This is a genomic window from Mesorhizobium sp. M1066 (genome assembly GCF_040318635.1).
GTDB lineage: Bacteria > Pseudomonadota > Alphaproteobacteria > Rhizobiales > Rhizobiaceae > Mesorhizobium.
This window is the reverse complement of the sequence record NZ_JAMYMR010000028.1, coordinates 1-26,593: the sequence shown is the minus strand read 5'-3', so window position 1 is coordinate 26,593 and position 26,593 is coordinate 1. Positions and strand designations below refer to the sequence as shown.

Annotated in this window: 28 protein-coding genes; 12 read left to right on the top strand and 16 right to left on the bottom strand. The window is 64.2% G+C overall.

Annotation, left to right across the window (positions count from 1 at the left end):
- Complete coding sequence (locus NKH52_RS26155) at window positions 1-366, bottom strand: RidA family protein (protein ID WP_013528752.1); 366 nt, start codon at window positions 364-366, stop codon at window positions 1-3.
- A 219-nt stretch (window positions 367-585) separates the two neighbouring features.
- Here NKH52_RS26155 and NKH52_RS26150 point away from each other — a divergent pair, with 219 nt between their 5' ends.
- Entirely contained in the window at window positions 586-1,071 is a 486-nt protein-coding gene (locus tag NKH52_RS26150) for a hypothetical protein (RefSeq protein ID WP_352735779.1), read from the top strand.
- Window positions 1,072-1,150: 79 nt separating this feature from the next.
- Here NKH52_RS26150 and NKH52_RS26145 read toward each other — a convergent pair whose 3' ends face one another.
- Window positions 1,151-1,786 (bottom strand): methyltransferase family protein, encoded by a 636-nt coding sequence (locus NKH52_RS26145; protein WP_352735780.1) that lies wholly within the window; start codon window positions 1,784-1,786, stop codon window positions 1,151-1,153.
- 263 nt (window positions 1,787-2,049) lie between these two features.
- Between NKH52_RS26145 and NKH52_RS26140 the strand changes: the two genes are divergently transcribed.
- From NKH52_RS26140 to NKH52_RS26125, 4 genes are all read left to right on the top strand, one after another.
- Window positions 2,050-2,307 carry a hypothetical protein gene (locus NKH52_RS26140; RefSeq protein WP_352735781.1) on the top strand — a complete coding sequence of 86 codons (258 nt, stop codon included), beginning with the start codon at window positions 2,050-2,052 and terminating at the stop codon, window positions 2,305-2,307.
- A gap of 32 nt (window positions 2,308-2,339) precedes the next feature.
- The gene (locus tag NKH52_RS26135; protein ID WP_352735782.1) at window positions 2,340-3,137 is read left to right on the top strand and encodes a COG4705 family protein; all 798 of its coding nucleotides are present in this window, start codon (window positions 2,340-2,342) and stop codon (window positions 3,135-3,137) included.
- Window positions 3,138-3,305: 168 nt separating this feature from the next.
- Entirely contained in the window at window positions 3,306-3,983 is a 678-nt protein-coding gene (locus NKH52_RS26130; RefSeq protein ID WP_352735783.1) for a winged helix-turn-helix domain-containing protein, read from the top strand.
- Window positions 3,980-5,344: a HAMP domain-containing sensor histidine kinase gene (locus NKH52_RS26125; protein WP_352735784.1), complete on the top strand. Its 1,365-nt coding sequence runs from the start codon at window positions 3,980-3,982 to the stop codon at window positions 5,342-5,344. The genes NKH52_RS26130 and NKH52_RS26125 overlap by 4 nt, the downstream gene beginning before the upstream one ends.
- A gap of 143 nt (window positions 5,345-5,487) precedes the next feature.
- Here the strand turns inward: NKH52_RS26125 and NKH52_RS26120 are convergent, their stop codons facing one another.
- Window positions 5,488-5,916, bottom strand: a complete 429-nt coding sequence (locus tag NKH52_RS26120) for an Lrp/AsnC family transcriptional regulator (RefSeq protein ID WP_292337749.1) — start codon at window positions 5,914-5,916, stop codon at window positions 5,488-5,490.
- Window positions 5,917-6,039: 123 nt separating this feature from the next.
- Here NKH52_RS26120 and NKH52_RS26115 point away from each other — a divergent pair, with 123 nt between their 5' ends.
- Window positions 6,040-7,143, top strand: a complete 1,104-nt coding sequence (locus NKH52_RS26115) for a saccharopine dehydrogenase family protein (RefSeq protein WP_352735785.1) — start codon at window positions 6,040-6,042, stop codon at window positions 7,141-7,143.
- A gap of 276 nt (window positions 7,144-7,419) precedes the next feature.
- On the opposite strand, the gene lpdA is transcribed toward NKH52_RS26115, so the two are convergent.
- The 4 genes from lpdA to NKH52_RS26095 form a co-directional block, all read right to left on the bottom strand.
- Window positions 7,420-8,811 (bottom strand): dihydrolipoyl dehydrogenase, encoded by a 1,392-nt coding sequence (gene lpdA / locus NKH52_RS26110; RefSeq protein WP_352735786.1) that lies wholly within the window; start codon window positions 8,809-8,811, stop codon window positions 7,420-7,422.
- A gap of 334 nt (window positions 8,812-9,145) precedes the next feature.
- Window positions 9,146-10,534 (bottom strand): dihydrolipoamide acetyltransferase family protein, encoded by a 1,389-nt coding sequence (locus NKH52_RS26105; protein ID WP_352735787.1) that lies wholly within the window; start codon window positions 10,532-10,534, stop codon window positions 9,146-9,148.
- A 1-nt stretch (window position 10,535) separates the two neighbouring features.
- Entirely contained in the window at window positions 10,536-11,549 is a 1,014-nt protein-coding gene (locus NKH52_RS26100) for an alpha-ketoacid dehydrogenase subunit beta (RefSeq protein ID WP_352735788.1), read from the bottom strand.
- 3 nt (window positions 11,550-11,552) lie between these two features.
- The gene (locus tag NKH52_RS26095) at window positions 11,553-12,785 is read right to left on the bottom strand and encodes a 3-methyl-2-oxobutanoate dehydrogenase (2-methylpropanoyl-transferring) subunit alpha (RefSeq protein WP_352735789.1); all 1,233 of its coding nucleotides are present in this window, start codon (window positions 12,783-12,785) and stop codon (window positions 11,553-11,555) included.
- Window positions 12,786-13,236: 451 nt separating this feature from the next.
- Here NKH52_RS26095 and holA point away from each other — a divergent pair, with 451 nt between their 5' ends.
- Window positions 13,237-14,280, top strand: coding sequence for a DNA polymerase III subunit delta (gene holA / locus NKH52_RS26090; protein ID WP_352735790.1), 1,044 nt, complete (start codon window positions 13,237-13,239; stop codon window positions 14,278-14,280).
- Between the two features lie 89 nt (window positions 14,281-14,369).
- On the opposite strand, the gene NKH52_RS26085 is transcribed toward holA, so the two are convergent.
- Both NKH52_RS26085 and NKH52_RS26080 read right to left on the bottom strand, forming a co-directional pair.
- Window positions 14,370-15,316, bottom strand: a protein-coding gene (locus NKH52_RS26085; RefSeq protein ID WP_352735797.1) for an IS630 family transposase whose coding sequence is annotated in 2 segments (ribosomal slippage) — window positions 14,370-15,067 and window positions 15,067-15,316 — 948 coding nt in all. Because the reading frame shifts where the segments join, the coding sequence is not laid out codon by codon here.
- A gap of 449 nt (window positions 15,317-15,765) precedes the next feature.
- A complete protein-coding gene (locus NKH52_RS26080; protein WP_352736827.1) occupies window positions 15,766-16,173 on the bottom strand; it encodes an ACT domain-containing protein in 408 nt (135 codons plus the stop codon).
- Window positions 16,174-16,330: 157 nt separating this feature from the next.
- On the opposite strand from NKH52_RS26080, the gene NKH52_RS26075 reads away from it, so the two are divergent.
- The 3 genes from NKH52_RS26075 to NKH52_RS26065 all read left to right on the top strand — a co-directional run bounded on the left by NKH52_RS26075 (window position 16,331) and on the right by NKH52_RS26065 (window position 18,179).
- Complete coding sequence (locus NKH52_RS26075) at window positions 16,331-17,260, top strand: bestrophin family protein (protein ID WP_352736825.1); 930 nt, start codon at window positions 16,331-16,333, stop codon at window positions 17,258-17,260.
- Between the two features lie 110 nt (window positions 17,261-17,370).
- A complete protein-coding gene (locus tag NKH52_RS26070) occupies window positions 17,371-17,781 on the top strand; it encodes a DoxX family protein (RefSeq protein ID WP_352736823.1) in 411 nt (136 codons plus the stop codon).
- 134 nt (window positions 17,782-17,915) lie between these two features.
- Complete coding sequence (locus NKH52_RS26065) at window positions 17,916-18,179, top strand: YMGG-like glycine zipper-containing protein (RefSeq protein WP_023811331.1); 264 nt, start codon at window positions 17,916-17,918, stop codon at window positions 18,177-18,179.
- Window positions 18,180-18,259: 80 nt separating this feature from the next.
- On the opposite strand, the gene rpsP is transcribed toward NKH52_RS26065, so the two are convergent.
- The 7 genes from rpsP to NKH52_RS26030 form a co-directional block, all read right to left on the bottom strand.
- Window positions 18,260-18,661 carry a 30S ribosomal protein S16 gene (gene rpsP / locus NKH52_RS26060; protein WP_023811330.1) on the bottom strand — a complete coding sequence of 134 codons (402 nt, stop codon included), beginning with the start codon at window positions 18,659-18,661 and terminating at the stop codon, window positions 18,260-18,262.
- Between the two features lie 51 nt (window positions 18,662-18,712).
- Window positions 18,713-19,039, bottom strand: coding sequence for a chorismate mutase (locus tag NKH52_RS26055; RefSeq protein ID WP_352736821.1), 327 nt, complete (start codon window positions 19,037-19,039; stop codon window positions 18,713-18,715).
- A 7-nt stretch (window positions 19,040-19,046) separates the two neighbouring features.
- Complete coding sequence (ffh, locus tag NKH52_RS26050) at window positions 19,047-20,669, bottom strand: signal recognition particle protein (protein ID WP_352736819.1); 1,623 nt, start codon at window positions 20,667-20,669, stop codon at window positions 19,047-19,049.
- Window positions 20,670-20,947: 278 nt separating this feature from the next.
- Complete coding sequence (locus NKH52_RS26045; RefSeq protein ID WP_352736817.1) at window positions 20,948-21,898, bottom strand: CPBP family intramembrane glutamic endopeptidase; 951 nt, start codon at window positions 21,896-21,898, stop codon at window positions 20,948-20,950.
- Window positions 21,899-22,063: 165 nt separating this feature from the next.
- Window positions 22,064-22,663, bottom strand: a complete 600-nt coding sequence (locus NKH52_RS26040) for a DUF1236 domain-containing protein (protein ID WP_352736851.1) — start codon at window positions 22,661-22,663, stop codon at window positions 22,064-22,066.
- Between the two features lie 63 nt (window positions 22,664-22,726).
- Window positions 22,727-23,824, bottom strand: coding sequence for a zinc-binding metallopeptidase family protein (locus NKH52_RS26035; RefSeq protein WP_352736849.1), 1,098 nt, complete (start codon window positions 23,822-23,824; stop codon window positions 22,727-22,729).
- Window positions 23,825-23,915: 91 nt separating this feature from the next.
- A complete protein-coding gene (locus NKH52_RS26030; protein ID WP_352736847.1) occupies window positions 23,916-25,163 on the bottom strand; it encodes a flavin monoamine oxidase family protein in 1,248 nt (415 codons plus the stop codon).
- Window positions 25,164-25,304: 141 nt separating this feature from the next.
- Between NKH52_RS26030 and NKH52_RS26025 the strand changes: the two genes are divergently transcribed.
- Together NKH52_RS26025 and NKH52_RS26020 are read left to right on the top strand one after the other, a co-directional pair.
- The gene (locus tag NKH52_RS26025) at window positions 25,305-26,102 is read left to right on the top strand and encodes a lytic murein transglycosylase (RefSeq protein ID WP_013528807.1); all 798 of its coding nucleotides are present in this window, start codon (window positions 25,305-25,307) and stop codon (window positions 26,100-26,102) included.
- A 106-nt stretch (window positions 26,103-26,208) separates the two neighbouring features.
- Window positions 26,209-26,593: helix-turn-helix domain-containing protein (locus NKH52_RS26020; protein ID WP_352735829.1), on the top strand; the 385-nt coding region annotated here is incomplete at its 3' end.

The window sequence follows — 26,593 nt, the reverse complement described above, 5'->3', positions numbered from 1 at the left end:
CTACAGAGGCCGGTAGGCGACCGCCTCGACCTCGATCTTGATGTCGATCATCAGCCGCGATTCGACCGTGGTGCGGGCCGGCGGGTTTTTGGGGAAGTGCCGTGCATAGACCGCGTTGAAGGCGCCGAAATCGCGCGCATCTTCCAGCCAGACCGTGGTCTTCACCACATCGTCCATGGTGCAGCCGGCCAGTGCCAGCGCGGCCTTGATGTTGGCGAGCACCTGCTCGGTCTGTTCCGATATGCCGCCCTTGACCACGATGCCGTCGCTGCCGACGGGAACCTGGCCCGAGACATAGACGAGATCGCCGGCACGCACGGCGGGCGACAGCGGCACATGCGACGTTCCAAAACATTGCTTGGGCAAGGGAAGGCCTCCTCCGATGACAGGGCGGGGCGCCGTGACAGCGCCCGCTTCGATCGACATTTACCCCGATCGGGGCGATCCTCATAGAGGCCTTGTTGGAAAGCAACATTCCCAGGAATTCATGTTGCTTTATTACAGACGCGCTTGCATCCTGCGCTCTGGCGGCCCGCCTTGCAGCCGCAGCGCACAGACGCATTTGCCAGACCGGAGACAGCAGCAATGACCTACGACAAGAACCCGTTTCCGGCAGGCGATGCCGATCGCCACGCGCTCTGGGAAATGCTGGTGCGGCGCGACATCGACGCCTTCATCGGCCAGGACTGGGCCATGGTCGAGGATGATTTCGTCGGCGAGAGCTTCTTCGGCATGCATGCTCATTTCCTGCATAACGCCGACGCCTGGCGGCTGCAGTTTCCAAGGCTGGACATCTACCGCGACGAATGGCTGCGCCAGGCCAGGGAGACGGCGGCGACCAAATTCGCCGAGCCGCTGCGCGAGGCGCTGTTTCGCGTCACCAACATGCGCGACATCGATGTCGACGGCGACCGCGCCGTGCTGCACAAGAAATTCGACGGCTCGGTCGCCAAGGCGGACGGCAGCGTCGACCGCTTGAAATGGCAGACGCTGTATTTCTGCAGCAAGGTCGGCGGCAGCTGGAAGATCGCCGGCTTCGTCGGCTACATGCCGCATCCGCTCGGCAGCTAATGCATGTCGCCCAGAAGTGGCCCCGGTTTTGGGAGAACGGTATGCATGAGAATAGAGACCGGCAGCTGCAAGCCGCCGGTCAGTAGAGCGTGACGAAGGCCGGAAACAGCATGCCGGTCGCCCGGAAGTGCTCGACCAGTTCGATGGCCGGGAAGATGGCGAGGAAATAGAGCCCGTCGAAAAACGTGCGCTTCAGTGCCCGCGTCGAGAACCGCAGTTCGTCATCGTCACGGTATAGCAGCGGGTTTGGCCAGAACCGGGGCGTGCTTTTGGTGTAGGCAAGATAGGCCGGGCCGAACTTGCCGAGCAGAAATTCGGCTTCCTTGCGCGCCGTGACGCGAAAGATGAAAAAGCTGGCAAGCCCAAGCGCCACGGCCGCCATCAGCGAACCGTAGAGCAATCCGACGCCGACCGCGCCGACCGTCGAGAAGAAATAGAGGGGGTTCTGCGTTGTCGAGAACGGTCCCGTCGAGACCAGTTCCTCGTTCTTCTTGCCGCCGACATAGAGAATGCTCCAGAGCCGTCCGACGACACAGACGAGCACCAGGCAAAAGCCGAAGAATTCGATCGTTTCGTGCCCGTCCGAGCCCTCGCTCAGCGCCGGTTTGGTGAGAAACAGCAGCAACACCGCCAGCGCCGCCGCAACCCGCACGAAGATCAGCCGCTTGCGCTGGTCGAAGGCCTGCGAAACCCGCTTGAGGGAAGCGTAGGTCATTGGTGTTTTCCTGGGGCACTGACGAGTGCCCGTGGGCAATGGGCATGACATTGATGGCGGATGAAAGGCGCACGCCCTCTATCGGCGCAGCGCCGGGCGTTCGTAAAGGCCCTTTGCGCGACCACGCCCATTCTTACGAATTTGTATGCCGCCGGACAGGGTGATGTGAACTCTGCTGCCTATCCTTAGACGCCGGCCTGCCATTTAGGGGCCGGATTCAGTTGCGGCAGCCGGACCACCGGCATCAAACAAGGAATGGTTTCATGAGAAGATTTGCGCTTGCCATCGTAGTCGGCACCCTCGCCGTCTCCGGCGCGATTTCCCCGGTCTTTGCCGCCACCGCGCCTTGCGAGGAGACGCTGAAAGCCCTTCGCGCGGCCGAGGCAGCGGCCACGCTCAGCGCCGCCGACAAGACCAAGGTCTTGGAGCTGGAGAGCAAGGGCATCGAGCGCTGCAATGCGGACGATGACAAGCGAGCCGACGACTTTTTCGCCCAGGCCATGAAGGTCATGGGCAAGTAATTCCGCGAACCACCAGCCTCAGGATATCAGCCATGCTCTCTCCCAATGTGCAGAAGAAGATCGGACCGGACCACAACAGGGTTCCAGACGTCACCTTCGACTTCTGGCTGATCAAGCTGATGGCCGTGACCATGGGCGAGACGGCGGCTGACTACCTCGCCGTCAATCTCGGCCTTGGGCTGACCGTCACGTCGCTGATCATGACCGGCATCCTGATCGTAGCCCTCGTCCTGCAGTTCGCGCAGAAACGCTATGTGCCATGGGCCTACTGGCTGGCGGTGGTGCTGATCAGCGTCGTCGGCACGCTGGTGACGGACAACCTCGTCGACAATTTCGGCGTGCGCCTGCAGACGACGACGATTGCCTTCTCGGTTGCGCTCGCCGCGACATTCGCGGTCTGGTACGCCAGCGAAAGAACGCTGTCGATCCACACCATCTTCACCACCAGGCGCGAAATCTTCTATTGGCTGGCGATCCTGCTGACCTTCTCGCTCGGCACCGCCGCCGGCGACCTCGTCGCCGAAACCTTCGACATGGGCTATCTCACCACGGGGCTGCTGTTCGGCGGCGTCATCGCGATGATCGCGCTCGCCTATTGGCTGCTCAATCTCGACGGCATCCTGGCCTTCTGGCTCGCCTACATCCTGACGCGGCCGCTTGGCGCTTCCTTCGGCGACCTGCTGTCGCAGCCGGTCGAATATGGCGGTCTCGGTTTCGGCACCACCTTCACCAGTCTGATCTTCCTCGGCTGCATCGCGGCCCTCGTTCTCTATATGACATTGAAGAAAACAGCCGACGATGCCGACGAGATCCTGCTGGAGTCGGACTGACTGAGGGCGCGGACGTGCTTGCGTTGACCGGCGGCATGCCTTGGCGAACAGCAAAAAAGCCAATCGCTTTGGGAGCCGCTCCGAATACCTGCGGGCGCATGACATCCTAGGAACAAGCCCGCGCCGGTGATAGCCTGTCCGGGGTATCGGTAATCAACCGGAACAACGATGCGACTTCTTCTTGTCGAGGACGACCACAGGACGGCCGACTACATCGTCAAGGGATTGACCGAGGCCGGCCATGTCTGCGACTTGCTGCGCAACGGGCATGACGCGCTTTTCGCGGCGACCAGCGGCAACTATGATGTGATCGTCGCCGATCGCATGATCCCGGGCCTCGACGGCCTGTCGATGGTCAAGGCGGTCCGAGCCGCGGGCGTACGGACACCGGCAATCTTTCTCACCTCCGTCGGCGGCATCGACGACCGGGTCGAGGGGCTTGAGGCCGGCGGCGACGACTATCTGGTCAAGCCCTTCGCCTTCTCCGAGCTTCTCGCCCGCATCAACGCGCTTGGCCGGCGGCCTGCCGCGCAGGAGCAGAAAACCGTCCTGCGGGTCGCCGACCTCGAGATGGACCTGATCATGCGGCGGGTCACGAGGCAGGGCCAGCCGATCGATCTGCAGCCGCGGGAGTTCAGCCTGCTGGAAGTGCTGATGCGTGGCGAAGGACGCGTCATCACCCGCACCATGCTTCTGGAGCGCGTCTGGGATTTTCATTTCGATCCCCGGACTAGCGTCGTCGAAACCCATATCAGCCGGCTGCGGGCCAAGGTCGACAAGCCTTTCGAAACCCAGCTCATCCACACGGTCCGCAACACCGGCTATAGCCTGCACGCGCCGTCATGATCGGAACATGGTCCCGCCTGCTGCGCAGCACGCCGTTCCGGCTCGCCTTGACCTTCGCCTTCCTGTTCATGCTGGCCTTCGTTCTGTCGGGCGCCATCGTCTACCAGATGATGAGCGCCGATCTTGCCGAACGGCTCGACGAGACCATCAAGGAAACCTATTCGGTCGTGGCGGCGACCTATGCCGGGAACGACCTCGAGGACATGGTTGCCACGATCGAAAGCCATGCCAAGCTCAGCCCCAAGAAGGAGCAGCTGTTTTCACTGACCGACGCGGCCGGAAATCGCCTTGCCGGCAACTTTACCGCGGCCGGCCTTCCCGACGGGTTCTCGATGTTCGACGCGGTATTGCCCGGCGTGCCGCCGGACACCGAGTACCGTGCCTTTTCCGGTTCGATCGGCGGCAACAATCTGACGGTTGCCTTCAGCCTTTCCGAGACGGAGGAGCTGGAACAGGTGGCGCTGATGAGCTTCGGCTGGGCAACGCTGATCATCACCGGGCTGGCGGTCGCCGGTGGCGCCCTGCTTGCCTCGCGCGTCCAGCGCCGTCTCGACGGCATTGCCGCCACAATGGTGGATGTCTCGCATGGACGGTTGGACACCCGCATTCCCCTGACCGGCAAGGGCGATGACATCGACATCGTCTCCAGCCAGGTCAATGCCGCGCTCGATCGCCTGTCGGCGCTGGTCGAAGGCATGAAACAGGTCAGCGCCAACATCGCCCACGATCTGAAGACGCCGCTCAACCGGTTGCAGATGATCCTCGACACCGCGTCGGAAAAGAACCTGTCGGGTCAAAAGGTCGCCGGTGAACTGGCGGAGGCACATGCCGAGAGCCTGCAGATCAACGAGACCTTCGATGCGCTGCTGCGCATCGCGCAGATCGAGGCCGGCGCCCGCAGGGCGCGGTTCACCGATGTCGATCTGGGCGAGATCCTGCAGACCATCGCCGAGATCTACACCGACGTTGCCGAGGACGACGGAAAATCGCTGTCGTTGGCGCAACTGCAGGACACGACGGACCGGATCCATGGCGATCGCGAGCTGTTGACGCAGATGTTCGCCAATCTGGTCGAGAACGCGCTGCGCCATTGTCCATCAGGCACATCCATCAAACTGTCGGTGATGCGCCAGGGCGAACGCGTCGTTGCCAGCGTCGCCGACAATGGCCCCGGCATTCCGGCGGAAGAGCGTGAGAAAGTGTTCCAGCGGCTCTACCGGCTCGACCACAGCCGCTCGACGCCGGGCAGCGGCCTTGGCCTCAGCCTTGTCAGGGCCATCGCCGACCTGCACGGCGCATCGATTACGCTCGAGGATGGGCAGCCGGGTCTTGCGGTGGTGGTGAGTTTTCTCCCCCCTTGAGGGGGAGATGTCGCCGCAGGCGACAGAGGGGGTCGCCTCGCGTGAAGCGCTAACGCCCATCTGTCGCAAGGAGTCGCATCCGGTCGAACCGACCCCCTCTGGCCTGCCGGCCATCTCCCCCTCGAGGGGGGAGATCAGCAGCTTCACCGGTCGATGCGCGTCGACAGGATGATCGACGACAAAGTCCGCTCGACCCCGTCCATGGCGCCGATCTGGTCGAGCAGCATATCGAGGTCGCGGATCGACGGCGCGTCGACGATGACGATCATGTCGAAATTGCCGCTGACCGAATGCAGCGTCCTGACCGGCGCCAGGGCGCGCAGGCCGCGCACCACCTTGTCGGCGAGCTTGGGCGTGACGGTGAGCAGCACATGTGCCCGCACCAGCCCCTGCTCATAGTCCGGCGCCAGCCGCACACCATAGCCTGATATGATGCCGCGCTGCTCCAACCGTTCGATGCGGCTCTGCACGGTCGTGCGCGAAACGCCAAGCCGCCGCGCGAGCTCGGCGGTCGAGGCGCGCGCATTCTCGCGCAGCAGCGAAAGCAGGGCCTGTTCGGCGTCACTCAGCATTTCGACGATTCCTATCGGCAGATTGCGCAATCAGAGTTTCGTTTCGAACAATTCCACGCTTCCTTTCGACGGGCAAGCTGCGATTCTGCTCACAAGAACAAGCTTTCACGCGAGGGATCGGTCATGAAGAAAATTGTTGTTGTCGGCGCCGGCAAGATCGGCTCGACCATTGCCGAGATGCTCGCCGCCACGGGTGATTACCAGGTCACCCTCGTCGACCGCTCGGCGGCACAGCTCACTGCCGCCGAAGTGCCGGCCACGGTTGCGACGCTGGAACTCGACATCGAAGCCGCCGGCACCTTGGAAGCAGCACTCGCGGGCAAGTTCGCGGTGCTCAGCGCCGCCCCCTTCCACCTGACCACCCGCATCGCCGAGGCGGCGGCCAGTGCCGGCGTGCACTATCTCGACCTCACCGAGGACGTCGTCTCGACCCGCCGGGTCAAGGAATTGGCGCGTTCGGGCAAGAGCGCCTTCATTCCGCAATGCGGCCTGGCGCCGGGCTTTATCTCGATCGTCGCCAACGATCTCGCCAGCCGCTTCGACTCTCTGGAAAGCGTGCGTATGCGCGTCGGCGCCCTGCCGCAATATCCGTCCAACGCGCTGAACTACAATCTGACCTGGAGCACTGACGGCGTCATCAACGAATATTGCGAGCCCTGCGAAGCGATCGTCGAGGGCGAGCTGGTCGAAGTGCCGCCGCTGGAGGAGCGCGAGGAATTCTCGCTCGACGGCGTCACCTACGAAGCGTTCAACACCTCGGGTGGCCTCGGCACGCTGGCCGAGACGCTGAAGGGCAAGGTGCGCACGCTGAACTACCGCACCATCCGCTATCCCGGCCACGCCGCGATCATGAAGGCGCTGCTCAACGATCTCGGCCTGCGCCATCGCCGCGACGTGCTGAAGGACATTTTTGAAAGCGCCTTGCCGGCGACGCTGCAGGACGTGGTCATCGTCTTCGTCACCGTCTCCGGCCGCAAGAACGGCCGCCTGCTGCAGGAGACCTACGCCAACAAGATCTACTCGAAGCGTATCGGCGATCAGGTGCGCAGCGCCATCCAGATCACCACCGCCTCCGGCATCTGCGCCGTGCTCGACATGCTGGCCGACGGCAGCCTGCCGGCGACCGGCTTCGTCAAGCAGGAAGACATCGCGCTCGACGCGTTTCTGGCCAACCGTTTTGGCCACGCCTATGCGCAGGACGAAATGGTAAGCCGGCTGGCGAGCTGAACGATGGGCAGGTGGAGGAAAAGGAAGAGAGCTGACTCGTGTTGGCGCCCTTCTTCTCCCCCGTCGATCGGGGGAGAGGTGTCGAGTGAAGCTCGACGGGAGTGGGGGTCGACCGGCTCAGGTGTTATGATTTCGGACTAGAGGCGGTGCCTCGCCCTGATTGAGGCCCTGATTGAGTTGCCAGCGGCGGCGCATTTGAGGACCGGCTTCCCCCACTCCGTCGCTGCTACGCAGCGCCACCTCTCCCCCCTCCGGAGGGAGAGGAAAGGAGCCGTCTCAAATATGCAGCGCGTGGCCCAGCGCCTTGAGCGCCGCTTCCTGGAACCCCTCGCCTTGCGTCGGATGGGCATGGATCGTGCCGGCAATGTCCTCCAGCCTCGCGCCCATCTCCAGCGCCAGCCCGAACGCCGCCGCCAGTTCCGACACGCCCTGCCCGACCGCCTGGATGCCGAGCACCAGATGGTTGTCGGCGCGCGCCACAACGCGGACAAAGCCGTCCTCGCCCAGCTTGGTCATCGCCCGGCCGTTGGCGGCGAACGGGAATAGGCCGATCTTGATCTCGCCGCCGAGTGCCTTGGCCTCTTCCGGCGACAAGCCTGCCGTCACCAGTTCCGGATCGGTGAAGCAAACGGCCGGTATCGCGCGCTTGTCCCAGCTGCGCTTGTGACCGGCAACGATCTCGGCGACCATCTCGCCCTGCGCCATCGCCCGGTGCGCTAGCATCGGCTCGCCGGTGACGTCGCCGATGGCGAAGATGCCGCGCATCGAGGTGCGGCACTGCTCGTCGATGCGGATGAATTTGCCAGCCATATCAAGGTCGATCTGCTCGAGCCCCCAGCCTTCGGTCACCGGCTTGCGGCCGACCGTGACCAGGATTTTTCCGGCGGCGACCTTGGCGCTCTTGCCGTCCGACGTCTCGACCAGCAGCGTGTCACCCTTGGCACCCTTGGCCTTGGCGCCCGTCATCACCTCGATGCCGAGCGCGTTGAGCCGCTTAACCACCGGACGCGTGAGCTCGGCGTCATACTGCGCCAGCACGCGCGGCAGCGCCTCGACCACGGTCACCTTGGCGCCCATTTTGGCGAAGGCCATGCCGAGTTCCAGCCCGATATAGCCGCCACCGACGACAGCGAGTTTTTTCGGCACGTCGCTCAGGGCCAGCGCCTCGGTTGACGAAATCACCGGGCCGCCAAAGGGCAGGAACGGCAATTCGACCGGCGCCGAGCCGGTGGCGATGACGATCGCCTCGGCGCGGATGACTTGGCTTCCCGTCTCGGTCTCGACCTCCACAGTCTTGCCGTCGCGAAAGCTCGCCCAGCCATGCACGGTCTTCACCCCGGCCTTCTTCAGCAGGCCGGCGACGCCACTGTTGAGCCGGCTGACGATGCCGTCCTTCCAGGCGATTGTTTTGGCGAGGTCGAGCGTCGGCGCGGTGACCGAGATGCCGAGCGGGCTGTTGCCGCCTTCCATGTGCGAGACCTTCTCGAACTCTTCCGCCGCATGGATCAGCGCCTTGGACGGGATGCAGCCGACATTGAGGCAGGTGCCGCCCGGTTTGCCGGCTTCCACGATCACCGTATCGACGCCGAGCTGTCCGGCACGGATGGCGCAGATGTAACCACCGGGACCGGCGCCGATGACGAGCAGCTTGCAGGAGATTTCTTTCATGATGGCATCCTAACTATTTGTCGCGCCTGCTAGAAAAGAGTGCCCTGCAGCGATCCTTCGCGCCCCCCTTGAAGCGCGACATCTCCCCCCTCGAGGGGGAGATGTCGCCGAAGGCGACAGAGGGGGTCGCCGGGCGTAGAGCGCCAGCCTGCATCTGTCGCGCAAGGCGGTCGCGTCCAGTCGTACCGACCCCCTCTGGCCTGCCGGCCATCTCCCCCTCGAGGGGGGAGATTACGCGCTCCACTGCTTTCGCTAACTTTCGCCACCGTAAGAAGAAAACCGGCCCGACAGAGCAGAGGGGGACACTGTCTCGCCGAAATCTCCATCTCCGCCCTCAATCCACAAAAATCAGCGCCGGCGTTTCCAGCAGCGTCTTGATGCGCTGGATGAACACCGCCGCGTCCCAGCCGTCGATGACGCGGTGGTCGAAGCTGGACGACAGGTTCATCATCTTGCGCGGCATGAACTGGGTGCCGTCCCACACCGGCCGCACCATCATCTTGTTGACGCCGATGATCGCCACTTCCGGATGGTTGATGACCGGCGTCGTCGCCACGCCGCCCATGGCGCCGAGCGAGGTGATGGTGATGGTCGAGCCGGACAGTTCGTCACGCGTTGCCGTGCCGGACTTGGCCGCCTCGGCCAGCCTGATGATTTCGGCGCCGCACTCCCAGATGTCGCGCGCCTCGGCGTGCTTGACGACAGGCACCACCAGCCCGGACGGCGTCTGCGCGGCGATGCCGATATGGATGCCGCCATGCTGGTGGATGATGCCGGCCTCGTCGTCGAACAGCGAATTGAGATTGGGCTGGTCCGATATCGCCTTGACCATCGCCCGCATCAGGAACGGCAGCAGCGTCAGCTTCGGCCTCTCCACGCCAGGGCGCTTCTCGTTGTTGAGCGCGGCGCGCAATTCCTCGAGCGCGGTGACGTCGATTTCCTCGACATAGGTGATGTGCGGGATGCGCGATTTCGACAGCGACATCTTCTCGGCGATCTTGCGCCGCAAGCCCACCACCTTGATGTCCTCGACGGTATCGTTGCGGGCGAGGCCGGACATCCTGGCGACCTGCGGGCCGCGGGCCAGGAACGCCTCGATGTCCTCATGGCCGATGCGGCCGGCCGGGCCGGATCCCGCAACCTGTCTGAGATCGATACCTGCCTCCTTTGCCCGCAGACGAACAGCCGGCGAGGCCAGCGGTTTTTCGACCTCGGGACGCGGTGCGCCGGCGGGCGCGGCAACTCCGGATGTCGGCGCTGTACCCCCACCCCTAGCCCCTCCCCACAAGGGGGAGGGGGATTCTCTCTGCGCTGCTCGCGCACTTTTTGCGGAGGACTCTGATGATGGCGAAGTAGATTTTGCTCCGCCCTTGGAGGCCGTGGCGCGTCCCCCTCCCCCCTGCGGGGAGGGGTCAGGGGTGGGGGTACTCTTGGCGCCCACCTCGACTTCCTGCGCCGCCGCACCTTTCACATTCCCCTCGCCCGCCACCTTCAGCCGCACGATGGGCGAACCGATTGCCACCGTGTCGCCGATCTCGGCGCCCAGCCACAGGATTTCGCCGTCGACGGGCGACGGGATTTCGACCGTCGCCTTGTCGGTCATCACAGCGGCTAGCACGCTGTCCTCGCGGACGATGTCGCCGATCTTGACGTGCCATTCGACGAGCTCGGCCTCGGCGACACCTTCGCCGACGTCGGGCAGCTTGATGATGTGCTCGCCCATCTCAGGCCTCCATGGTTTCGAGGAGAGCGCGGCCGACCCGGGCGGGACCGGGGAAATAGTCCCACTCCTGCGCATGCGGATAGGGCGTGTCCCAGCCGGCGACCCGTGCCACCGGCGCCTCCAGATGGTAGAAACAATTTTCCTGCACCAGCGCCGACAGCTCGGCGCCGAAGCCGGAGGTCAGCGTCGCCTCATGCACGATGACGCAGCGCCCGGTCTTCTTGACCGAAGCGACGATGGTGTCGAGGTCGAGCGGCAGCAGTGTCCTGAGGTCGATGATCTCGGCATCGATGCCGGTTTCCTCGACGGCGGCCTGCGCGACATAGACCATGGTGCCGTAGGCGAGCACGGTGATGGCAGAACCTGGCCGGCGGATCGCCGCCTTGCCGAGCGGCACGGTGTAGTGGCCGTCGGCGACCTCGCCCAGCTCATGCTTCGACCACGGCGTCACCGGCCGGTCGTGATGGCCGTCGAACGGACCGTTGTAGAGCCGCTTCGGCTCCAAAAAAATCACCGGATCCGGATCCTCGATCGCCGCAATGAGCAGCCCCTTGGCGTCGTGTGGATTGGACGGCACCACGGTCTTCAGCCCCGACACATGGGTGAACAATGCTTCCGGGCTCTGGCTGTGCGTCTGGCCGCCAAAAATGCCGCCGCCGGTCGGCATGCGCACCACGATCGGACAGGTGAAATCGCCGTTCGAGCGGTAGCGCAGCCGCGCCGCTTCCTGCGTCAGCTGGTCGTAGGCGGGATACATGTAGTCGGCAAACTGAATCTCCACGCAGGGCTTCAGCCCGTAGGCGGCCATGCCGATGGCCGAGCCGACAATGCCGGATTCGTTGATCGGCGCATCGAAGCAGCGGCTCTTGCCGTATTTGGCCTGCAAGCCTTGCGTGCAGCGGAAGACGCCGCCGAAGAAGCCGACATCCTCGCCGTACACGACGACGCGGTCGTCGCGCGCCATCGACACGTCCATGGCGTCCCGAATGGCCTCGATCATGGTGCGTCTCGGCATGGCTCAGACTCCCGCCTGCTGCCGCTGGCGTCTGAGATGCGGCGGCATCTCGGCATAGAGCCCTTCGAACATGTCGCGCGTCGACGGCTTGCCGCCGGCATGCAGCGTGCCGTGGCTTTCCGCTTCCTTCTGCGCCGCGATCACCGTGTCGAGGATTTCCGCCTCGGCCTGCGCGTGCCGTTCGTCCGACCAGACGCCGAGCGCGATGAGATGGTTCTTCAGCCGCACGATCGGATCGCCGAGCGGCCAGGCGTCGGATTCGGTCTTGGGCCGGTAGGCGGAGGGATCGTCCGAACTCGAATGCGCGCCGGCGCGGTAGGTGACATATTCGACCAGCGTCGGCCCGAGATTGCTGCGCGCGCGCTCCGCCGCCCATTTGGCGACCGCATGCACCGCGAGATAGTCGTTGCCGTCGACGCGCAATGACGGGATGCCGAAGCCGAGGCCCCGGGCAGCAAACGTGCCCGAGCCGCCGCGCGCGATGCCTTGAAAGGTCGAGATTGCCCACTGGTTGTTGACGACGTTGAGCACGACCGGCGCCTTGTAGGTGGAGGCGAACACCAGCGCCGAATGAAAGTCGGATTCGGCCGTCGAGCCGTCGCCGATCCAGGCGGCTGCGATGCGCGAATCGTTCGATATCGCCGAGGCCATCGCCCAGCCGACCGCCTGGATGTACTGCGTCGCCAGATTGCCGGAGATCGAGAAGAAGCCGTGCTCCTTCGACGAATACATGACCGGCAATTGCCGGCCCTTCAGCGGATCGGCCTCGTTGGAATAGATCTGGTTCATCATCGTGACCATCGGATAGCCGTCGGCGATGAGCAGCCCTGCCTGGCGATAGGTCGGAAAATTCATATCGCCCGGCGCCAGCGCCTTGCGGAAGGCGCAAGCCACCGCCTCTTCGCCCAGATGCTGCATGTAGAACGAGGTCTTGCCCTGCCGCTGCGCCATCTGCATGCGGGCGTCGAAGGTCCGCAGCGTCATCATGTGGCGCAGGCCGGTGAGAAGCTCATCGCTGGACAGCAGCCCGGCCCAGGGACCGACGGCCTCGCCATTGCGGTTCAGCACACGGATGATCGAGAAGGCATGATCGCGGATGGTTCGCGGATCGACATCGATCTCGGGGCGCGGCACCGAGCCGGCCTTGGGGATCGGCACATTGGAAAAGTCAGGCGTCCCGCCCGGCCGCACTTCCGGTTCCGGAACGTGGAAACGCAACATCCCAGCATCGGCCATGACCTTTGTCCTCCAATGTTGCCTGGTGCCGATATTTGCATATCTGCGCCGCCAGGCCAGTGCGAATTCGTCGGGGTAGCATGCGGACGTCGGTCCCGGCCGCGCCGGCCGATCCAGCCTCCCCAGCACCAAGATGAAGATATGTCGACGAAATTTCTTGTCGATGTTGGGGGACGGCGCGCAATTAGGGAGAAGGTTGGGCTGGGTTTGCCGGAAGATAAGGTGATTGGCGAAGGCGGCGAAGCGGCTAATCTCCCCCATCGAGGGGGAGATGTCGCCGAAGGCGACAGAGGGGGTCGCCCAACGTGAAGCGCCAACCTCCATCTGTCGCAAGGAGGTCGCATCCAGTCGAACCGACCCCCTCTGGCCTGCCGGCCATCTCCCCCTCGAGGGGGGAGATCACGCACTCCACCAGTTCACCTCGCCCCCGCATCATGCTAACCAACCCGCCATGGCACAGAAGAAAGCTTACGAGGTCGATGGGTGGCTCGCGAAGCCGGACCAGCGCATTTCGATCGTCCTGCTTTACGGCCCCGATCGCGGCCTCGTCTCCGAGCGGGCGAAGGCCTTTGCCGGCAAGACCGGCCTGCCGCTCGACGATCCCTTCTCGGTGATCAGGCTCGAGGGTTCGGAGGTCGACCGCGACGAGGGCCGGCTGCTCGACGAAGCGCGCACCGTGCCGATGTTTTCCGACCGGCGCCTTTTGTGGGTGCGCAATGCCAGCGGCCAGAAGGCGCTGGCCGACGACGTCAGGGCGCTGACGGCGGAGCCCGCGCGAGACGCGATCATTCTCATCGAGGCCGGCGATCTCAAGAAGGGCGTCGGGCTGCGCGCCATCGTCGAGGCGGCGGACACTGCCATGGCGCTGCCATGCTATGCCGATGAGGCGCGCGACATCGACGGCGTCATTGACGCCGAATTGGGCAAGGCCGGCATGTCGATGACCATGGAGGCGAGGCAGGCGCTGCGTCGCAATCTCGGCGGCGACCGGCTGGCCTCGCGCGGCGAGGTCGAGAAGCTCGTGCTCTACGCACATGGCCAGAACGAGATCGGGCTGGAGGAGGTCAAGGCGATGTCGGGCGACGTCTCCGGCGCCTCTTTCGACGATGCGGTCGACGCGCTCCTCGAAGGCAAGATCGGCGACTTCGACACCGCCTTCACCCGCCATTGCCAGTCTGGCGGCCAGCCCTTCCTGGTGCTGTCCTCGGCAATGCGGCAGTTGCAGCAGATCCAGACCATGCGCGGCCAGATGGAGTCCGGCAACCGCAACGCCGCCTCGGTCGTCGCCGCCGCCCGCCCGCCGGTGTTTTTCTCCAGACGCAAGCTGGTCGAGAAGGCGCTGGAACGTTGGAACGTCGACGCGCTCAGCCGCGCGCTGATGCGGCTGCAGACGGCGGTGCTGCAGACCAGGCGGCGGCCGGATCTATCGGTGGCGTTGGCGCGGCAGGCGCTGCTGGGTATTGCCGTGGAGAGCAGCCGGCTGGCGCAGAGGTAGGAGATTGGCCAATCTCCCCCCTCGTGGGGGAGATTGCTGGCAAGCCAGAGGGGGGCTGTCCCGCCGGCGCCTCTATTGGCTAGAGCGTTTCAGGTTTTGACGGAAGCATATCCTGCGTTTTCGAAGTAGTTTCTGCATTCGTTGGGTTCGATGGTTGATACGAGGTGGCCGAGATGTCGCCATGTGTCTTCGATGGTTCGCTTCTGGGCCGCTCGCATCCAGTGTTTGATCTTGGCGAAGGCTTGCTCGATCGGGTTGAGGTCGGGCGAATATGGCGGCAGATACCAGAGTCTGGCGCCTGCGGAGCGGATCATCTGCCCGATAGCAGCCGACTTGTGGGAACCGAGATTGTCCATGACGACGATGTCTCCGGGCTGGAGCACTGGCACGAGTTGCTGCTCGACATAGGCGCGGAAGCTCTGGCCGTTGATTGGTCCATCGAAGACGCAAGGGGCAGCAAGCCGGTCGAGCCGCAGGGCGCCGAGGAAGGTCAGCGTGCGCCAGTGGCCGTGTGGGGCAAAGCCGCGCAGGCGTTTGCCGCGCGGTCCCCAACCCCGCAGCGGAGCCATGTTGGTCTTGATCCAGGTTTCGTCGATAAACACCAGCCGTTCTGGATCGAGACCCGCCTGCCAAGAGCGCCAGCGTTGCCGTCGCCGTGCGATGTCGGCGCGAGCCTGCTCAAGGGCGAACAGCGTTTTTTTAAACCGCAACCCCTCGCGCCGCAGGAAGTGCCATACCGTATCGTGCGAGACCTTTACACCGCGTGCCGCAAGTTCGTTTTTCAGCCGTGTAGCGACAAATGCGGCATCTGGTTGATCCGCTCCACAATGAAGGCCCGGTGCGGCTCCAGAACACGCTTGCGGTGGCCGCCCATCTTACCTGGCGCCACAGACCCATTGGCCCGATAGCGCTGCGACCACTTCACCGCAGACGAGACCGCAATGCCAAAACGAGCCGCTACCGAACGGCAGCTCTCGCCGGCCTCGATCGCTCCAACAACACGCTCACGAAGATCGTTTGAAATGGGAGCCGTCATGAGATGCTGGCCTCCGATCCAGCCAGCATCTTGAATCACAAAATCACTCCGACGGGAATCCCACAGATTCAATCAAATTCTGAACCGCTCTAGAAAGCGCCACCTGACAGCTTGTCAGCTATTCGAAAGTGACTACGGCTGGCGTTCCTTCACGCCCCCCTCTGCCCTACTGGCATCTCCCTCACGTGTGCAGGGCTGTCGCATATGGAATTCCTGAGATGTCTGCCCGGCACGGACCCCCACCCCTAACCCCTCCCCACAAGGGGGAGGGAGACTTCCGTTGGCGCTGGCCCAGGAGCATCGCCTGTCTTTTCGGCGCCAAGAAGAATTAAAGGCACGCGGCAGCGTTCCCTCCCCCTTGTGGGGAGGGTTAGGGTGGGGGTTCTTCTTCGCAAGAATCCATATGCGATAGCCCTGCTCAAGGGGGGAGATCGGCAGCTCTGACCGCGCTACGCTCTGTTCTCCTCGGCCAACTCCGTCAGCAGCTCCAGCGCTTCCTCGGCCCGGTCCGCCGGCACGAACAAATGGTCGTGATAAAAAGCCGAAACCGGGTTCACGCCGATGCCGGCGGCGGCGAGCCGCGTGGCGATGGCGGCGAGGAAGCCGACGGCTTCCAGCGACGAATGGATGTTCAAGGTCAGCATCCGGCAGCGGAATGAAGCGGTCAGTGCCGCAGCGCTGGCCTTCCCCTCGGTTACGATCAGCGTCACGCCCTCACGCTCACGAAAGATCATCACCGGTTCGAGGCCTTCCGGCTGAGCGACGCCAGGCGCCAGCGTGGCGAAGACATAGGTGCCGGCCAGCAGTTCCGGCGTCATCGATGCCAGCAGTGTCTTCAGATCGGTCTCGCCGGTCATTTTTCTCTTCTCTCGACTGATGTGGTGGGCCGCAGCCCGCAACTCCTCAATATCCACGCCCGTCGGGCGCCGATAGCCTGCAAGGGCGACATGGCGATGTCGCTGGCGGCCGGGCTTGCAGAGCTGTCGCATGGCACAATAAAGGAGGTGAGGGCCGATGCCGGTCCGTGAAAGGCCTTCGATGATCGTTCGCCCGCGCCCCACATTCCTGCAGCTGTTCTTCATCATGCGCGGTTCGGTCGTGCCACGCATCCTGCCGCAGATATTGGGCTTCGCGCTTTATTCCGCGATCATCCTGGCCGTGGCGCGCCGGTTCCAGCTTGATTTCAGCGTCTTCAACATCACGCCTTTCGGCCTGGTCGGTGTGACATTGTCGATCTATCTCTCGTTCCGCAACAACGCCGCCTACGACCGTTGGTGGGAGGCGCGCAAGCTGTGGGGCGCGCTGGTCTTCGAAATGCGCAACCTGGCACGCGCCACCACCAGCCTCATCCCGGATCAGACGGAACAGCGCGCCTTGCTGATGGAAGCGCTCGCCTTCTGTCATTTCCTGCGCGGGCAGTTGCGCAAGATCGACAGCATGAAGGATGCCCGTGCCTTCATCGACGCCGAGGCGGACAAGGCAGCAGCCTTTTCCAATCCGGCGGACGAGATGGTCAGGCGCATGGGCCGGCGTGCCAATGCCCAGCGCCGGGCGGGCGACGTCGACACGATCGGCTTTCGTATCCTCGATGAGAGGCTCGCGTCGATCGCCGCCATCCAGGCTGGCTGCGAGCGGATCGCCGGCACGCCCTTGCCGTTCGCCTACACGCTGCTGGTGCATCGCACGGCCTATATCGTCTGCCTGCTGCTGCCGATCGGCCTGATCTCGACCGCCGGCTGGGCAACGCCGCTGTTCACGGCGCTGATCGCCTACACCTTCTTCGGCCTCGACGCGCTTTCGGAAGAGCTCGAGGATCCGTTCGGCACCGAGGCCAACGACCTCGCCCTCGACGGCCTCTGCCGTGTCTGCGAAATCTCGGTGTTCGAAGCGCTGGGCGAAACGCCGCCCAAGATGATCCCGGCGGAAAAGTTCTATTTTTCGTAGGTGAAGCGCGCGGGTTTAAAAGAATCCGCCGCGCTGTCGGATCGCGGCCCCGTGCCACGTCCTTGGATCGACCCCTGCGAAAAGGGCTCGAACCATCAGGAGGGACCACCATGAGCATTTCCGAAACCGCGCCCGTCTCGCCGGGCGCTTTGTGGACCGGCCGCGTGCTCAGCGGCGTCATCGTGCTGTTCATGATCTTCGACGGCGCCATCAAGCTGCCGCCGCTCGATATCGTCACCCAGACGATGGTGCCGCTCGGCTGGCCGGCCGATGCGAATGTCGCGCGCATGCTTGGCGTCATCGGCCTGATCTCGACCGCGCTCTACGCCTTGCCGCGCACCGCGGTGCTCGGCGCCATCCTGCTCACCGCCTATATGGGCGGCGCCATCGCCACCAATGTCCGCGTCGACAACCCGATGTTCTCGCACATGCTGTTCGGCGTCTATCTCGGCATTATCCTGTGGGGTGGCCTGTATCTGCGCGATGCCAGGGTCCGCGCGCTGATCCCGTTCAGCCGATAGATCCGATCGAAGCATCGCTTTCCGCTCGAAGCCTGGAACCCTTTGCCGGGCAATGTCTTAGGGATCGAATCGCCGAGTTGCGAGTTAGAGATTCGCCTGGCGGCGGAGGCGGCCCCTATCGGAGAGGAACGACGATGAAGAAAACGATGCTTTTGATGGCGCTGCTGGTGCCGCTCGCCGCTTGTTCGCAAACGGAAAAAGGCGCGGCCGTAGGCGGCCTCGGTGGCGCTGCCGTCGGTGCGGCGGTCGCTGGCGATCCGGTTGAAGGCGCCGTCGTCGGTGGCGCTGTCGGCGCCGTGGCCGGTGCGCTGATCGGCCGGGCGAGCGAGAGCGGCGAATGCCGCTATCGCGATCGCCGGGGCCGCGTCTACATCGACCGCTGCCCGAGCGGTTATTGATCGGCAGCTCTTACAGACAGAACCGGACAGCAAAACGGCGGGCCTTGGCCCGCCGTTTCCTGGATGCGATAGGGCAATACTTATTCGGCGGTGGCGGCTTCCGCCTCGGCCGGTGCTGCTGCGGCGGCCGCAGCCGCGGCAGCGGCGTCTTCCTGCGCCTTCTTCAAGAGCGAAGCACGTTCCTGCGCCTTCTTGCCCGGCTCGGCCTTCTTCGGGTTGGAACGGGCGTCGCGCTTGACGAGGCCGGCCTCGTCGAGGAAACGCAGCACGCGGTCGGTCGGCTGGGCGCCATGCGCCAGCCAATGCTTGACGCGGTCGGCGTCGACCTTGACGCGTTCGCCATCCTTCGGCAGCAGCGGGTTCCACGAGCCGATCGACTCGATGAACCGGCCGTCACGCGGCGAACGGGCGTCGGCAATGACGACGTGGTAGTAAGGGCGCTTCTTCGAGCCCGCACGGGCCAGTCGGATCTTCAAGGGCATTTATTTTCTCCTAAAAAGGCTGATTTGGTTGATCGGTTGGTGGCTGGTTTCTCAGCCGGCTTTCATCACGCCGTTGGAAGCGGCGATCTGTTCGTGGTGGCGGATCACTTCGCGGACGACGAAGTTGAGGAATTTTTCCGCGAAATCCGGGTCGAGATGGGCATCCTTCGCCAGCTGGCGAAGCCGGGCGATCTGCTGCTGCTCGCGTGCCGGGTCGGCCGGGGGCAGGCCATGCGTCGCCTTCAGCACACCGACCGCCTTGGTGCAGCGGAAGCGCTCGGCCAGCATGTGGATGAGGGCCGCGTCGATGTTGTCGATCGAGGCGCGGTAATCGGCCAGGAGAACGCGGGCGTCGGCCATGTCCTTCTCTTCGTTCATGGCGTCCTCACTTCTTCTTGCCAAGGCCGGGCAGCCCGCCACCGCCGAGGCCGGGAAGCCCGGGGAGTTTCATGCCGCCGGGCAGACCTGGCATGCCGCTGGGCAGGCCACCGCCGCCGGGAAAGCCTTTCATGCCGCCGCCAAGGCCGGCTGCCTGTGCCTGCTTCTGCAAGGCTTCGAGCTGCTTGGGGTCCATCTTCGACAGGTCCGGCATGCCGCCGCCCATCATGCCGCCACCCATGCCCCCGGGGCCGCCCGGCATCATGCCGCCGAGGCCCATCTTGGAGGCGAGGCCACCCATCATGCCGCGCATCAGGCCGCCGCCTTTGCCCTTGCCGCCCATCGCCTTCATCATGTCGGCCATGCCGCGATGCATCTTGAGCAGCTTGTTGATTTCGGCCGCGTCGGTGCCGGAACCGGCGGCGATGCGCTTCTTGCGCGAATGCTTGAGCAAATCGGGATTGGCGCGCTCGGCCTTGGTCATCGACGAGATGATGGCGAGCTGGCGGCCGAACATCTTGTCGTCGAGACCGGCGGCGGCCATCTGGTCCTTCATCTTGCCCATGCCGGGCATCATGCCCATGATGCCGCCCATGCCGCCCATCTTCGACATCTGCTGAAGCTGGCCGGCGAGATCGTTCAGGTCGAACTTGCCCGACTGCATCTTCTTGGCCATCGCCGCCGCCTGTTCGGCGTCGATGTTCTCGGCGGCCTTTTCGACGAGCGAGACAATGTCGCCCATGCCGAGGATGCGGTCGGCGATGCGCTTGGGGTGGAATTCCTCCAGCCCGTCCATCTTTTCGCCAGTGCCGATCAGCTTGATCGGCTTGCCGGTGACGGCGCGCATGGAGAGTGCAGCACCACCGCGGCCGTCGCCGTCCATGCGGGTCAGGACGAGGCCGGTGATGCCGACGCGCTCGTCGAAGCTCTTGGCCAGGTTGACGGCGTCCTGGCCGGTCAGCGAATCGGCGACCAGCAGGATTTCGTGCGGGCTCGACACCTTCTTGATGTCGGCCATCTCGACCATCAGCGGCTCGTCGATATGGGTGCGGCCGGCGGTGTCGAGGATGACGATGTCGTGGCCGCCGAGCTTGGCCGCCTGCACGGCGCGGCGGGCGATGTCGACCGGCGACTGGCCGTCGATGATCGGCAGGGTGGCGACCTTGACCTGTTCGCCGAGCTGGCGAAGCTGCTCTTGCGCGGCAGGACGCCGCGTGTCGAGCGAGGCCATCAGGATCTTCTTGTTCTGACGCTCGGAAAGACGCTTGGCGATCTTGGCCGAAGTGGTCGTCTTGCCCGAACCCTGCAGGCCGACCATCATGATGACGACCGGCGCCGGGGCATTGAGATCGATGGCGACGCCCTCGGCGCCGAGCATCTCGACCAGTTCGTCATGGACGATCTTGACGACCATCTGGCCGGGCTTGATCGATTTGACCACGGCAGCGCCGACGGCCTTCTCGCGCACCTTGTCGGTGAAGGAGCGCACCACTTCCAGCGCCACGTCGGCTTCGAGCAGCGCACGGCGCACCTCGCGCAGCGCCGCCGAGACATCAGCCTCCGACAGCGCGCCGCGGCCGGTCAGGCCGTTCAGGATCGAACCAAGACGTTCCTGTAGCGATTCAAACATTCGTTTTCCTTTTCCCCGGCATCCGGATGATGCCCGAGAGGTAATGCGTTCGCGCCCAGTGTCCAACCAAAAGCCAAAACCAAAAAGCACCCGGGGGCGCTCAGCGCTGCCGGGTGTTGGCTTCCAGGATCGATTTACAGCACTTCACCTCAAAGAGGCTTCGGCGTCCTGGTCGGCTTGCTCGGAGGGATACTCGTCGCGGAATTCGGGGCGTGTAGACAGGAAATCGGACGCAGAGTCAAGACAAAGACCGGATTGCGTCGTTCCCGGGCCTGCAATCAGGCCGTGCTCGCCCGGTCCGGAAGCTCGGCGGCGACCTTGAGCGGAGAACGCGGATGTAGAAGCAGCACGATGGTCAGCAGGCTGCAGGCGATGCCGATGAAGGCGATGAGAACCGCATCCGACGTCGCCCAGCCCGGTCCTTCGAGCGGCCTGGCGTTGAACAAGGCGAAGGAATTGTAGCTTTCCTGATGCGAGATCAGCAGGAAGCCGGTCAGGTTGTTGCCGAGATGAGCACCCAGGGCGGCGCCGAGATTGCCGGTTGCATAGACCACCAGCGTCAGCAGCAGCGCGAAAGCGGCGATCGACGCCAGCACGCAGGCATTGATGGCTGGCGACGAACCCGCGCTCCAATGCAGCGAGGTGAACAGAAGGGCCGGCAGCAGGGCCCAGATGAACGGGCTCTTGAACCGGCTGGCGAGGCCGCGCAGCAGATAGCCGCGAAACAGCAGCTCTTCCGAAGAGGTCTGCAACAGGGTGAGCGCGGCGATCGGGATCACAAACAGCAGCCAGGACGAGAGGCTGATCGGGCCACGCGCGATCTGCGGCTGCAGCAGATAGAGCAGGATTTCGGATATGAACGACGTGATCAGCACCGCGATCAGCCCTTTGAGGAAGCCGGGCCATGAAACTCGTCGGCTGTTGCCGAGCAGCGCCGACAGCTTCTCGCCATGCACCCAGCGCATCGCGACCCACAGGCCGATCCAGATGCCGGCAAACGAGACGAGCGCGGTGAGGATGCCGAGGGGCAAAGCGAGGAGGCCCTGAATGCCGGATGATGGGGTCGCCTGCCAGGCGATGAAGGCATAGGTGCCGCCGACCAGCACGGCCACGGTGGTTGCTGCCCAAAAAAGGACCACCATCCCCGTTCCGAGAAACAGGCGCGGTAAGGTCGTCCTGGCGTTCGGCGAATACCTGTAACGCTCGAAGGCGGCCGGATCGATGGTCACGCGGGCTCCTTCCCAAGTCATCGCCTGTTGACTAACCGATGGCCGGGAAAATCGGAATAGTTTTTCCGCAAAGGACTAAGCCAGAGCGGCGCAGGAGAGCGCCGCGCGGCAGCGCCGCCTGCTGGCGGCCGCTGCTGTCGCAGCGGCCGCTTGTGCCGATTGTCGTCAGCGAACGACGTACATGATGCGCCGGGTCTGCGGATCGATCAGCGCCCGCTGGCCGTTCACATAGACATAGCGGTAATTGTAGTCCGGAATCTCGCGCAACTCGACGGTATCGGGCAGGGTCGCGCCGGTCACCACTTCGCCTTCGAGATAGATGGGATCGAGGCGATGCGTGTCGACATAGGTGCGGACTTCAGCCGGGGGCGAAGGGAAGTTATCCACGACCGGATCGCTGGCGATGATCGCGCCGGTATAATCGGTCGAGTAGTTGCCGATGTCCTCCGGCGGCGAGACGACAGCAACGCTGGAGCGCCGTTCCGTCAGCACCACCCGGCTGCCGCCTATATCGGCCGTCACATAGTCGGAATAGACCCAGCCCTGGCCGCCGGCCTCGGCTATGGTGCACCATTTGCTGTTTTCGATGCAGCCATTGAGCGTTGCCGACTGACCGGCGGCGAGCACGCCGATCACAGGGTATTGCGGGCCGGGCCCGGCGCGCACGTTAAGATCGGTGACGGCTGAGACGGCGGTATCGGCAAACGCGGCGCCCGACATCACGGTCAGCATTCCGGCTACCGCAGGAAACAATAGGGAGTTCATGGTTTCTCTCCGTTTTCATGGTCCCTCGCCAGCGAAAACGGGGCAGCAGCTCATGCGTTCCCGCTAAAGCGCCTGCGCCAACTCACGATTTGTTCCGTGTTCTTTCGGCAAATCGGTCAGAAGTTCGTGAACGAATTCCAATTTCCGCGCCGTGACGTCCGAAATGACGAAGGGGTAGAGGTCGGGCAGACCCATGCAGCGGTTGATCGAATTGGAGGCCTCCGACAGCACCAGCCAGCGGGCAAGGATCTTTTCGAAAGGCTCGGGCGCGGTCGCCGGCTCCGAGGGTGCTGCCTGCAATTCGCCGCCGGTGTCGCCGCGCGGCAAGTCGTTGGCCTCCACCGTCTCCAGCCGGCCGAGCGGAAAGTTCAGCGCGTGCACCATTTCCAGCGTGTCGGTGATGTGCAGGTGGTGAGCCCAGGTCTCGGCCCAGTCCTCCCAAGGATGCGAGGTGGCATAGGCCGAGATGTGGCCCTGCTGCCAGTCGGGCGGCGCACCATTGGCATAATAGGCCTTCAGCGCCTGCTCGTAATCGGCGCGGTCGTCGCCGAACAGTGCGCGGAAAGCTTCGAGCCTGTGCGGATCGTCGCGGATGAGGCGGTCCCAGTAGTAGTGCCCGAGTTCGTGGCGGAAATGACCGAGCAAGGTGCGGTAGTTCTCGCCCATCTCGACGCGCCGCTTCTCGCGCTCGGCCGAATCCGCCTCGGCGACATTGAGCGTGATCAGGCCATTGTCGTGGCCGGTGAGGATCCGCTCGCCGCCGGGGCCGCCGCCGATCGGATCGGCGAGGAAGTCGAAGGCCAGGCCGACCTCGTCGGCAGGGGTCTGCTTGGGCGCCACCGTCAGCCCGAAGGCCAGCAGCGAGTAGATGGCGCGCTTCTTCGCCGCTTCGACGCGGATCCAGCGGCGGCGGTTGCCGTCGACGGAGAGGTCCGGGATCAGCTGGTTCAGCACGCAGGCGCGGCAAAAAGCGTGACCCGGTTCCGCCATCCAGTTGCAGGCGCATTCATCGGCGTTGGTGCACTGGAAGACGCCGTCGACGCCCGCCAGCGCGAAACAGGTGTGCTCGGGATCGTAGAGCACGGGGTTCCCGCAGTTCAGGCACTGGGCGTTCTCGAAATAGATACGATGGCCGCAATGCGGGCAGTCGAAGAGTTTCATGTCGGTCTCAATTCACCGGAGGTGACATAGATGTTCACGGCGGCCCGTGCCCAACGCGAACAGGCGCGCGGCGTTCCACATTTTCCTGAAGCTATTTGGCCGCAAGCTGGGCGACAACCTGTCTTGCCACCGCTTCGCCCGACAGCCGTGCGCCGCCGCAGGTCTGCATCAGAGGACCGGCCAGGTGCTCGCCGGCGAAGAAGATCTTGTCGGCCACCGGCTGCATGAGTGCCGCGCGCGCCAGCGAACGGCCGGGGCGGGCGGCGGCATAGGCGCCGCGCACGAAGCGCTCGCCGCCCCAATTGGTCATCATTGCGCGTCCGACATGCTTGCGCGTATCGCCGCCGAAGATGCCGCACAGCCGGTCGACGACGAAGTCGATGCCGGCCGCCTCGCCGGCCGCCGACATTTCCCAGGCGAAATCGCCGCCGACAAAGCCGACCACCAGATCGAGGTCGAACGGGAAGCACAGGAAATAGATGTCGTGCCTGGCCATCCGTTCGATCAGCAGGTCGTCGAAGGGCTGCAGCCCGAGCCTGGTGCCCGATATTTCGACCGGCAATTTGGTCAGCATGCCCATCGGCAGGTCGAAGAAGGCGCCGAAATGCGTGTCGGGCAGGGCCGGCGAGAACGCGATCTCCTCGAAGGCGAGCACCGCCGGCGAAGCGGTGACGATCACCGCTTTGGCGCGGACGGTGCCGCGATCGGTGACGCAGGCGACGCCGGGCACGTCCCACAGGATCTTGCGCACCGGCGTCGACAGTTCGACCGGCACGCCGGCGCCGAAACGCGCCACCAGGGCGCCAAGACCCTCCTTGCTGAAGTAGTTCGGATCGAGATCGGCAGCGGCCTGGAAGTCCATGATCGAGATCTCGTCCTCGTCGGCGCCGAAATCCATCGGCCCGGCGAAGGTGGCGGCGGCGCGCGGTGCATGGCCTTTTGCCAACAGCGCCGAAAGACGATCGTCATCTCCGTCCTTCGCTTCATGCATGGCCAGCAGTTCGAACAGCTTTGCGTCGGCGGCCTTCATGTCGGCTTCTTCCGCTTCGCTCGCCTTGCGCTCGCGGTAGTAGAGATGATCGACGTTCATGTCGTGATGATGCAACGTCCAGCCTGCGGCCTGGGCTTCGGGAAAATAGGGATTGCGGTCGGCGGCATGCAGCCAGGCGCAGCCGATGTCGAAAGGCACGCCGAAATGCTGGTCGCTGGTCCAGGCTCGCCCGCCGATTCGGTCCATCGCTTCGAGCAGCGTGAAGGAAAGTCCCGCCGCTTGCAGGGTCCTGGCAGCGGCAAGACCCGCCGAGCCGGCGCCGATGATGACGACATCAACGTCTTGCATGCAGAGCCCCTGCCACAATAATCACTTGATCCTAGGCAAATTCCACGGCATTCGCCAGCATTGCAGCGGTGACAGTGACAAGTGCGCGTTTCGCTGGCAAGTTCGCAATTGGGACGTGATTCAGGCAACCAGGAGATCAACATGGCAATTCTTGCCAAGGGAAAGATGTTTGCAGCGGCCGTGGTGGCGGTGCTTGCGCTGGCGACGGGCGCACAGGCGGCAGCCAGCTGCGGCAAGACCGGCGCCGGCTTCGAAGCCTGGAAGCAGGACTTTGCCGCGCAGGCCAGGTCGGAAGGTGTAGGCGCCAAGGGGCTGGCCGCTCTGGCCGGGGCAAACTACGCGACAAAGACGATCTCAGTCGACCGCGGCATTCACAAGGCCTTCAGCGGCTCGGTGGACGATTTCATGCGGCGTCGCGGTGGCGCAGCGATTATTTCCAAGGGCCGGTCGCTGAAAAAGTCGAATGCCGCGCTCTTCTCCAAGATCGAAGCGAATTACGGCGTGTCGCCGGGCGTGTTGCTCGCCATCTGGGGTATGGAAACCGGCTTCGGTTCGGCTATGGGAAACCAGAACACCGTCTCTGCCATTTTGACGCTTGCCTATGATTGCCGCCGGCCGGGGTTCTTCTACCCGCATGCCATCGCAGCCCTGAAGCTGGTTGATCGCGGGGCGTTGACAGCCTCGTCGGTCGGGGCCGCACATGGCGAGATCGGACACACGCAGTTCCTGCCCGGAAACGTCCTGAAATATGGCGTCGGCGGCGGAAACCTGCGCGACAAGGGTACGGCGCTGGCTTCCACCGCCAACTTCCTCAAGGGCCATGGCTGGCGGGCGGGCGCGAGCGCGAGCGCGAATATGGGCGCGATTGCCGGCTGGAATTCCGCGAGCGTCTATCAGCAGGCCATCGCCCGCATTGCCACGGCGATCGACGGCGATTGACGGGCAATGCACCGGGCAGAAGGCCCCGGTCATTTTTGACTTGATCGAAAACCCGGCGTGAATGAACTGACCCCCGAAAGTTGGACATCAACCTTCGGGGGTTTTCATGTCCAAACACAGCGAGAGTTTGAAGCGCACTGTTGTTGATCGTTATTTGAGTGGTGAAGAGAGCTATGCAAGCGCCGGTGCAGCCGACGGCGTAGATGCTGCGACGGTGCGCAAATGGGTTGCGAGCTATCAAGCGCACGGGGTTGCCGGCCTCGCTCGCAAGCTCAGCCACTATGACGGCGAGTTCAAGCTGTCGGTTCTGCACCGGATGTGGGAGGATGGACTGTCCTGCCGACAGACGGCCGCGCTGTTCAATATCCGCAACGCCGGCTGCCTTCCGGACTGGGAGAGGCGCTATGAAGCCGGTGGGATAGAGGCGCTCGCGCCGCGCCGCAGAGGAAGGCCGCGATCGATGTCAGACCCGCCGTCGCCTGGCGAGCCGC

Coding starts and splice junctions, on each gene's coding strand:
- NKH52_RS26130 (WP_352735783.1), top strand. CDS start 3,306: ATGCGACTTCTTCTTGTCGAGGACGACCACAGGACGGCCGACTACATC.
- ffh (WP_352736819.1), bottom strand. CDS start 20,669: ATGTTTGAATCGCTACAGGAACGTCTTGGTTCGATCCTGAACGGCCTG.
- NKH52_RS26150 (WP_352735779.1), top strand. CDS start 586: ATGACCTACGACAAGAACCCGTTTCCGGCAGGCGATGCCGATCGCCAC.
- lpdA (WP_352735786.1), bottom strand. CDS start 8,811: ATGAAAGAAATCTCCTGCAAGCTGCTCGTCATCGGCGCCGGTCCCGGT.
- NKH52_RS26025 (WP_013528807.1), top strand. CDS start 25,305: ATGGCAATTCTTGCCAAGGGAAAGATGTTTGCAGCGGCCGTGGTGGCG.
- NKH52_RS26135 (WP_352735782.1), top strand. CDS start 2,340: ATGCTCTCTCCCAATGTGCAGAAGAAGATCGGACCGGACCACAACAGG.
- NKH52_RS26125 (WP_352735784.1), top strand. CDS start 3,980: ATGATCGGAACATGGTCCCGCCTGCTGCGCAGCACGCCGTTCCGGCTC.
- NKH52_RS26040 (WP_352736851.1), bottom strand. CDS start 22,663: ATGAACTCCCTATTGTTTCCTGCGGTAGCCGGAATGCTGACCGTGATG.
- NKH52_RS26095 (WP_352735789.1), bottom strand. CDS start 12,785: ATGGCCGATGCTGGGATGTTGCGTTTCCACGTTCCGGAACCGGAAGTG.
- NKH52_RS26145 (WP_352735780.1), bottom strand. CDS start 1,786: ATGACCTACGCTTCCCTCAAGCGGGTTTCGCAGGCCTTCGACCAGCGC.
- NKH52_RS26080 (WP_352736827.1), bottom strand. CDS start 16,173: ATGACCGGCGAGACCGATCTGAAGACACTGCTGGCATCGATGACGCCG.
- NKH52_RS26055 (WP_352736821.1), bottom strand. CDS start 19,039: ATGAACGAAGAGAAGGACATGGCCGACGCCCGCGTTCTCCTGGCCGAT.
- holA (WP_352735790.1), top strand. CDS start 13,237: ATGGCACAGAAGAAAGCTTACGAGGTCGATGGGTGGCTCGCGAAGCCG.
- rpsP (WP_023811330.1), bottom strand. CDS start 18,661: ATGCCCTTGAAGATCCGACTGGCCCGTGCGGGCTCGAAGAAGCGCCCT.
- NKH52_RS26070 (WP_352736823.1), top strand. CDS start 17,371: ATGAGCATTTCCGAAACCGCGCCCGTCTCGCCGGGCGCTTTGTGGACC.
- NKH52_RS26140 (WP_352735781.1), top strand. CDS start 2,050: ATGAGAAGATTTGCGCTTGCCATCGTAGTCGGCACCCTCGCCGTCTCC.
- NKH52_RS26030 (WP_352736847.1), bottom strand. CDS start 25,163: ATGCAAGACGTTGATGTCGTCATCATCGGCGCCGGCTCGGCGGGTCTT.
- NKH52_RS26120 (WP_292337749.1), bottom strand. CDS start 5,916: ATGCTGAGTGACGCCGAACAGGCCCTGCTTTCGCTGCTGCGCGAGAAT.
- NKH52_RS26075 (WP_352736825.1), top strand. CDS start 16,331: ATGCCGGTCCGTGAAAGGCCTTCGATGATCGTTCGCCCGCGCCCCACA.
- NKH52_RS26105 (WP_352735787.1), bottom strand. CDS start 10,534: ATGGGCGAGCACATCATCAAGCTGCCCGACGTCGGCGAAGGTGTCGCC.
- NKH52_RS26115 (WP_352735785.1), top strand. CDS start 6,040: ATGAAGAAAATTGTTGTTGTCGGCGCCGGCAAGATCGGCTCGACCATT.
- NKH52_RS26065 (WP_023811331.1), top strand. CDS start 17,916: ATGAAGAAAACGATGCTTTTGATGGCGCTGCTGGTGCCGCTCGCCGCT.
- NKH52_RS26100 (WP_352735788.1), bottom strand. CDS start 11,549: ATGCCGAGACGCACCATGATCGAGGCCATTCGGGACGCCATGGACGTG.
- NKH52_RS26035 (WP_352736849.1), bottom strand. CDS start 23,824: ATGAAACTCTTCGACTGCCCGCATTGCGGCCATCGTATCTATTTCGAG.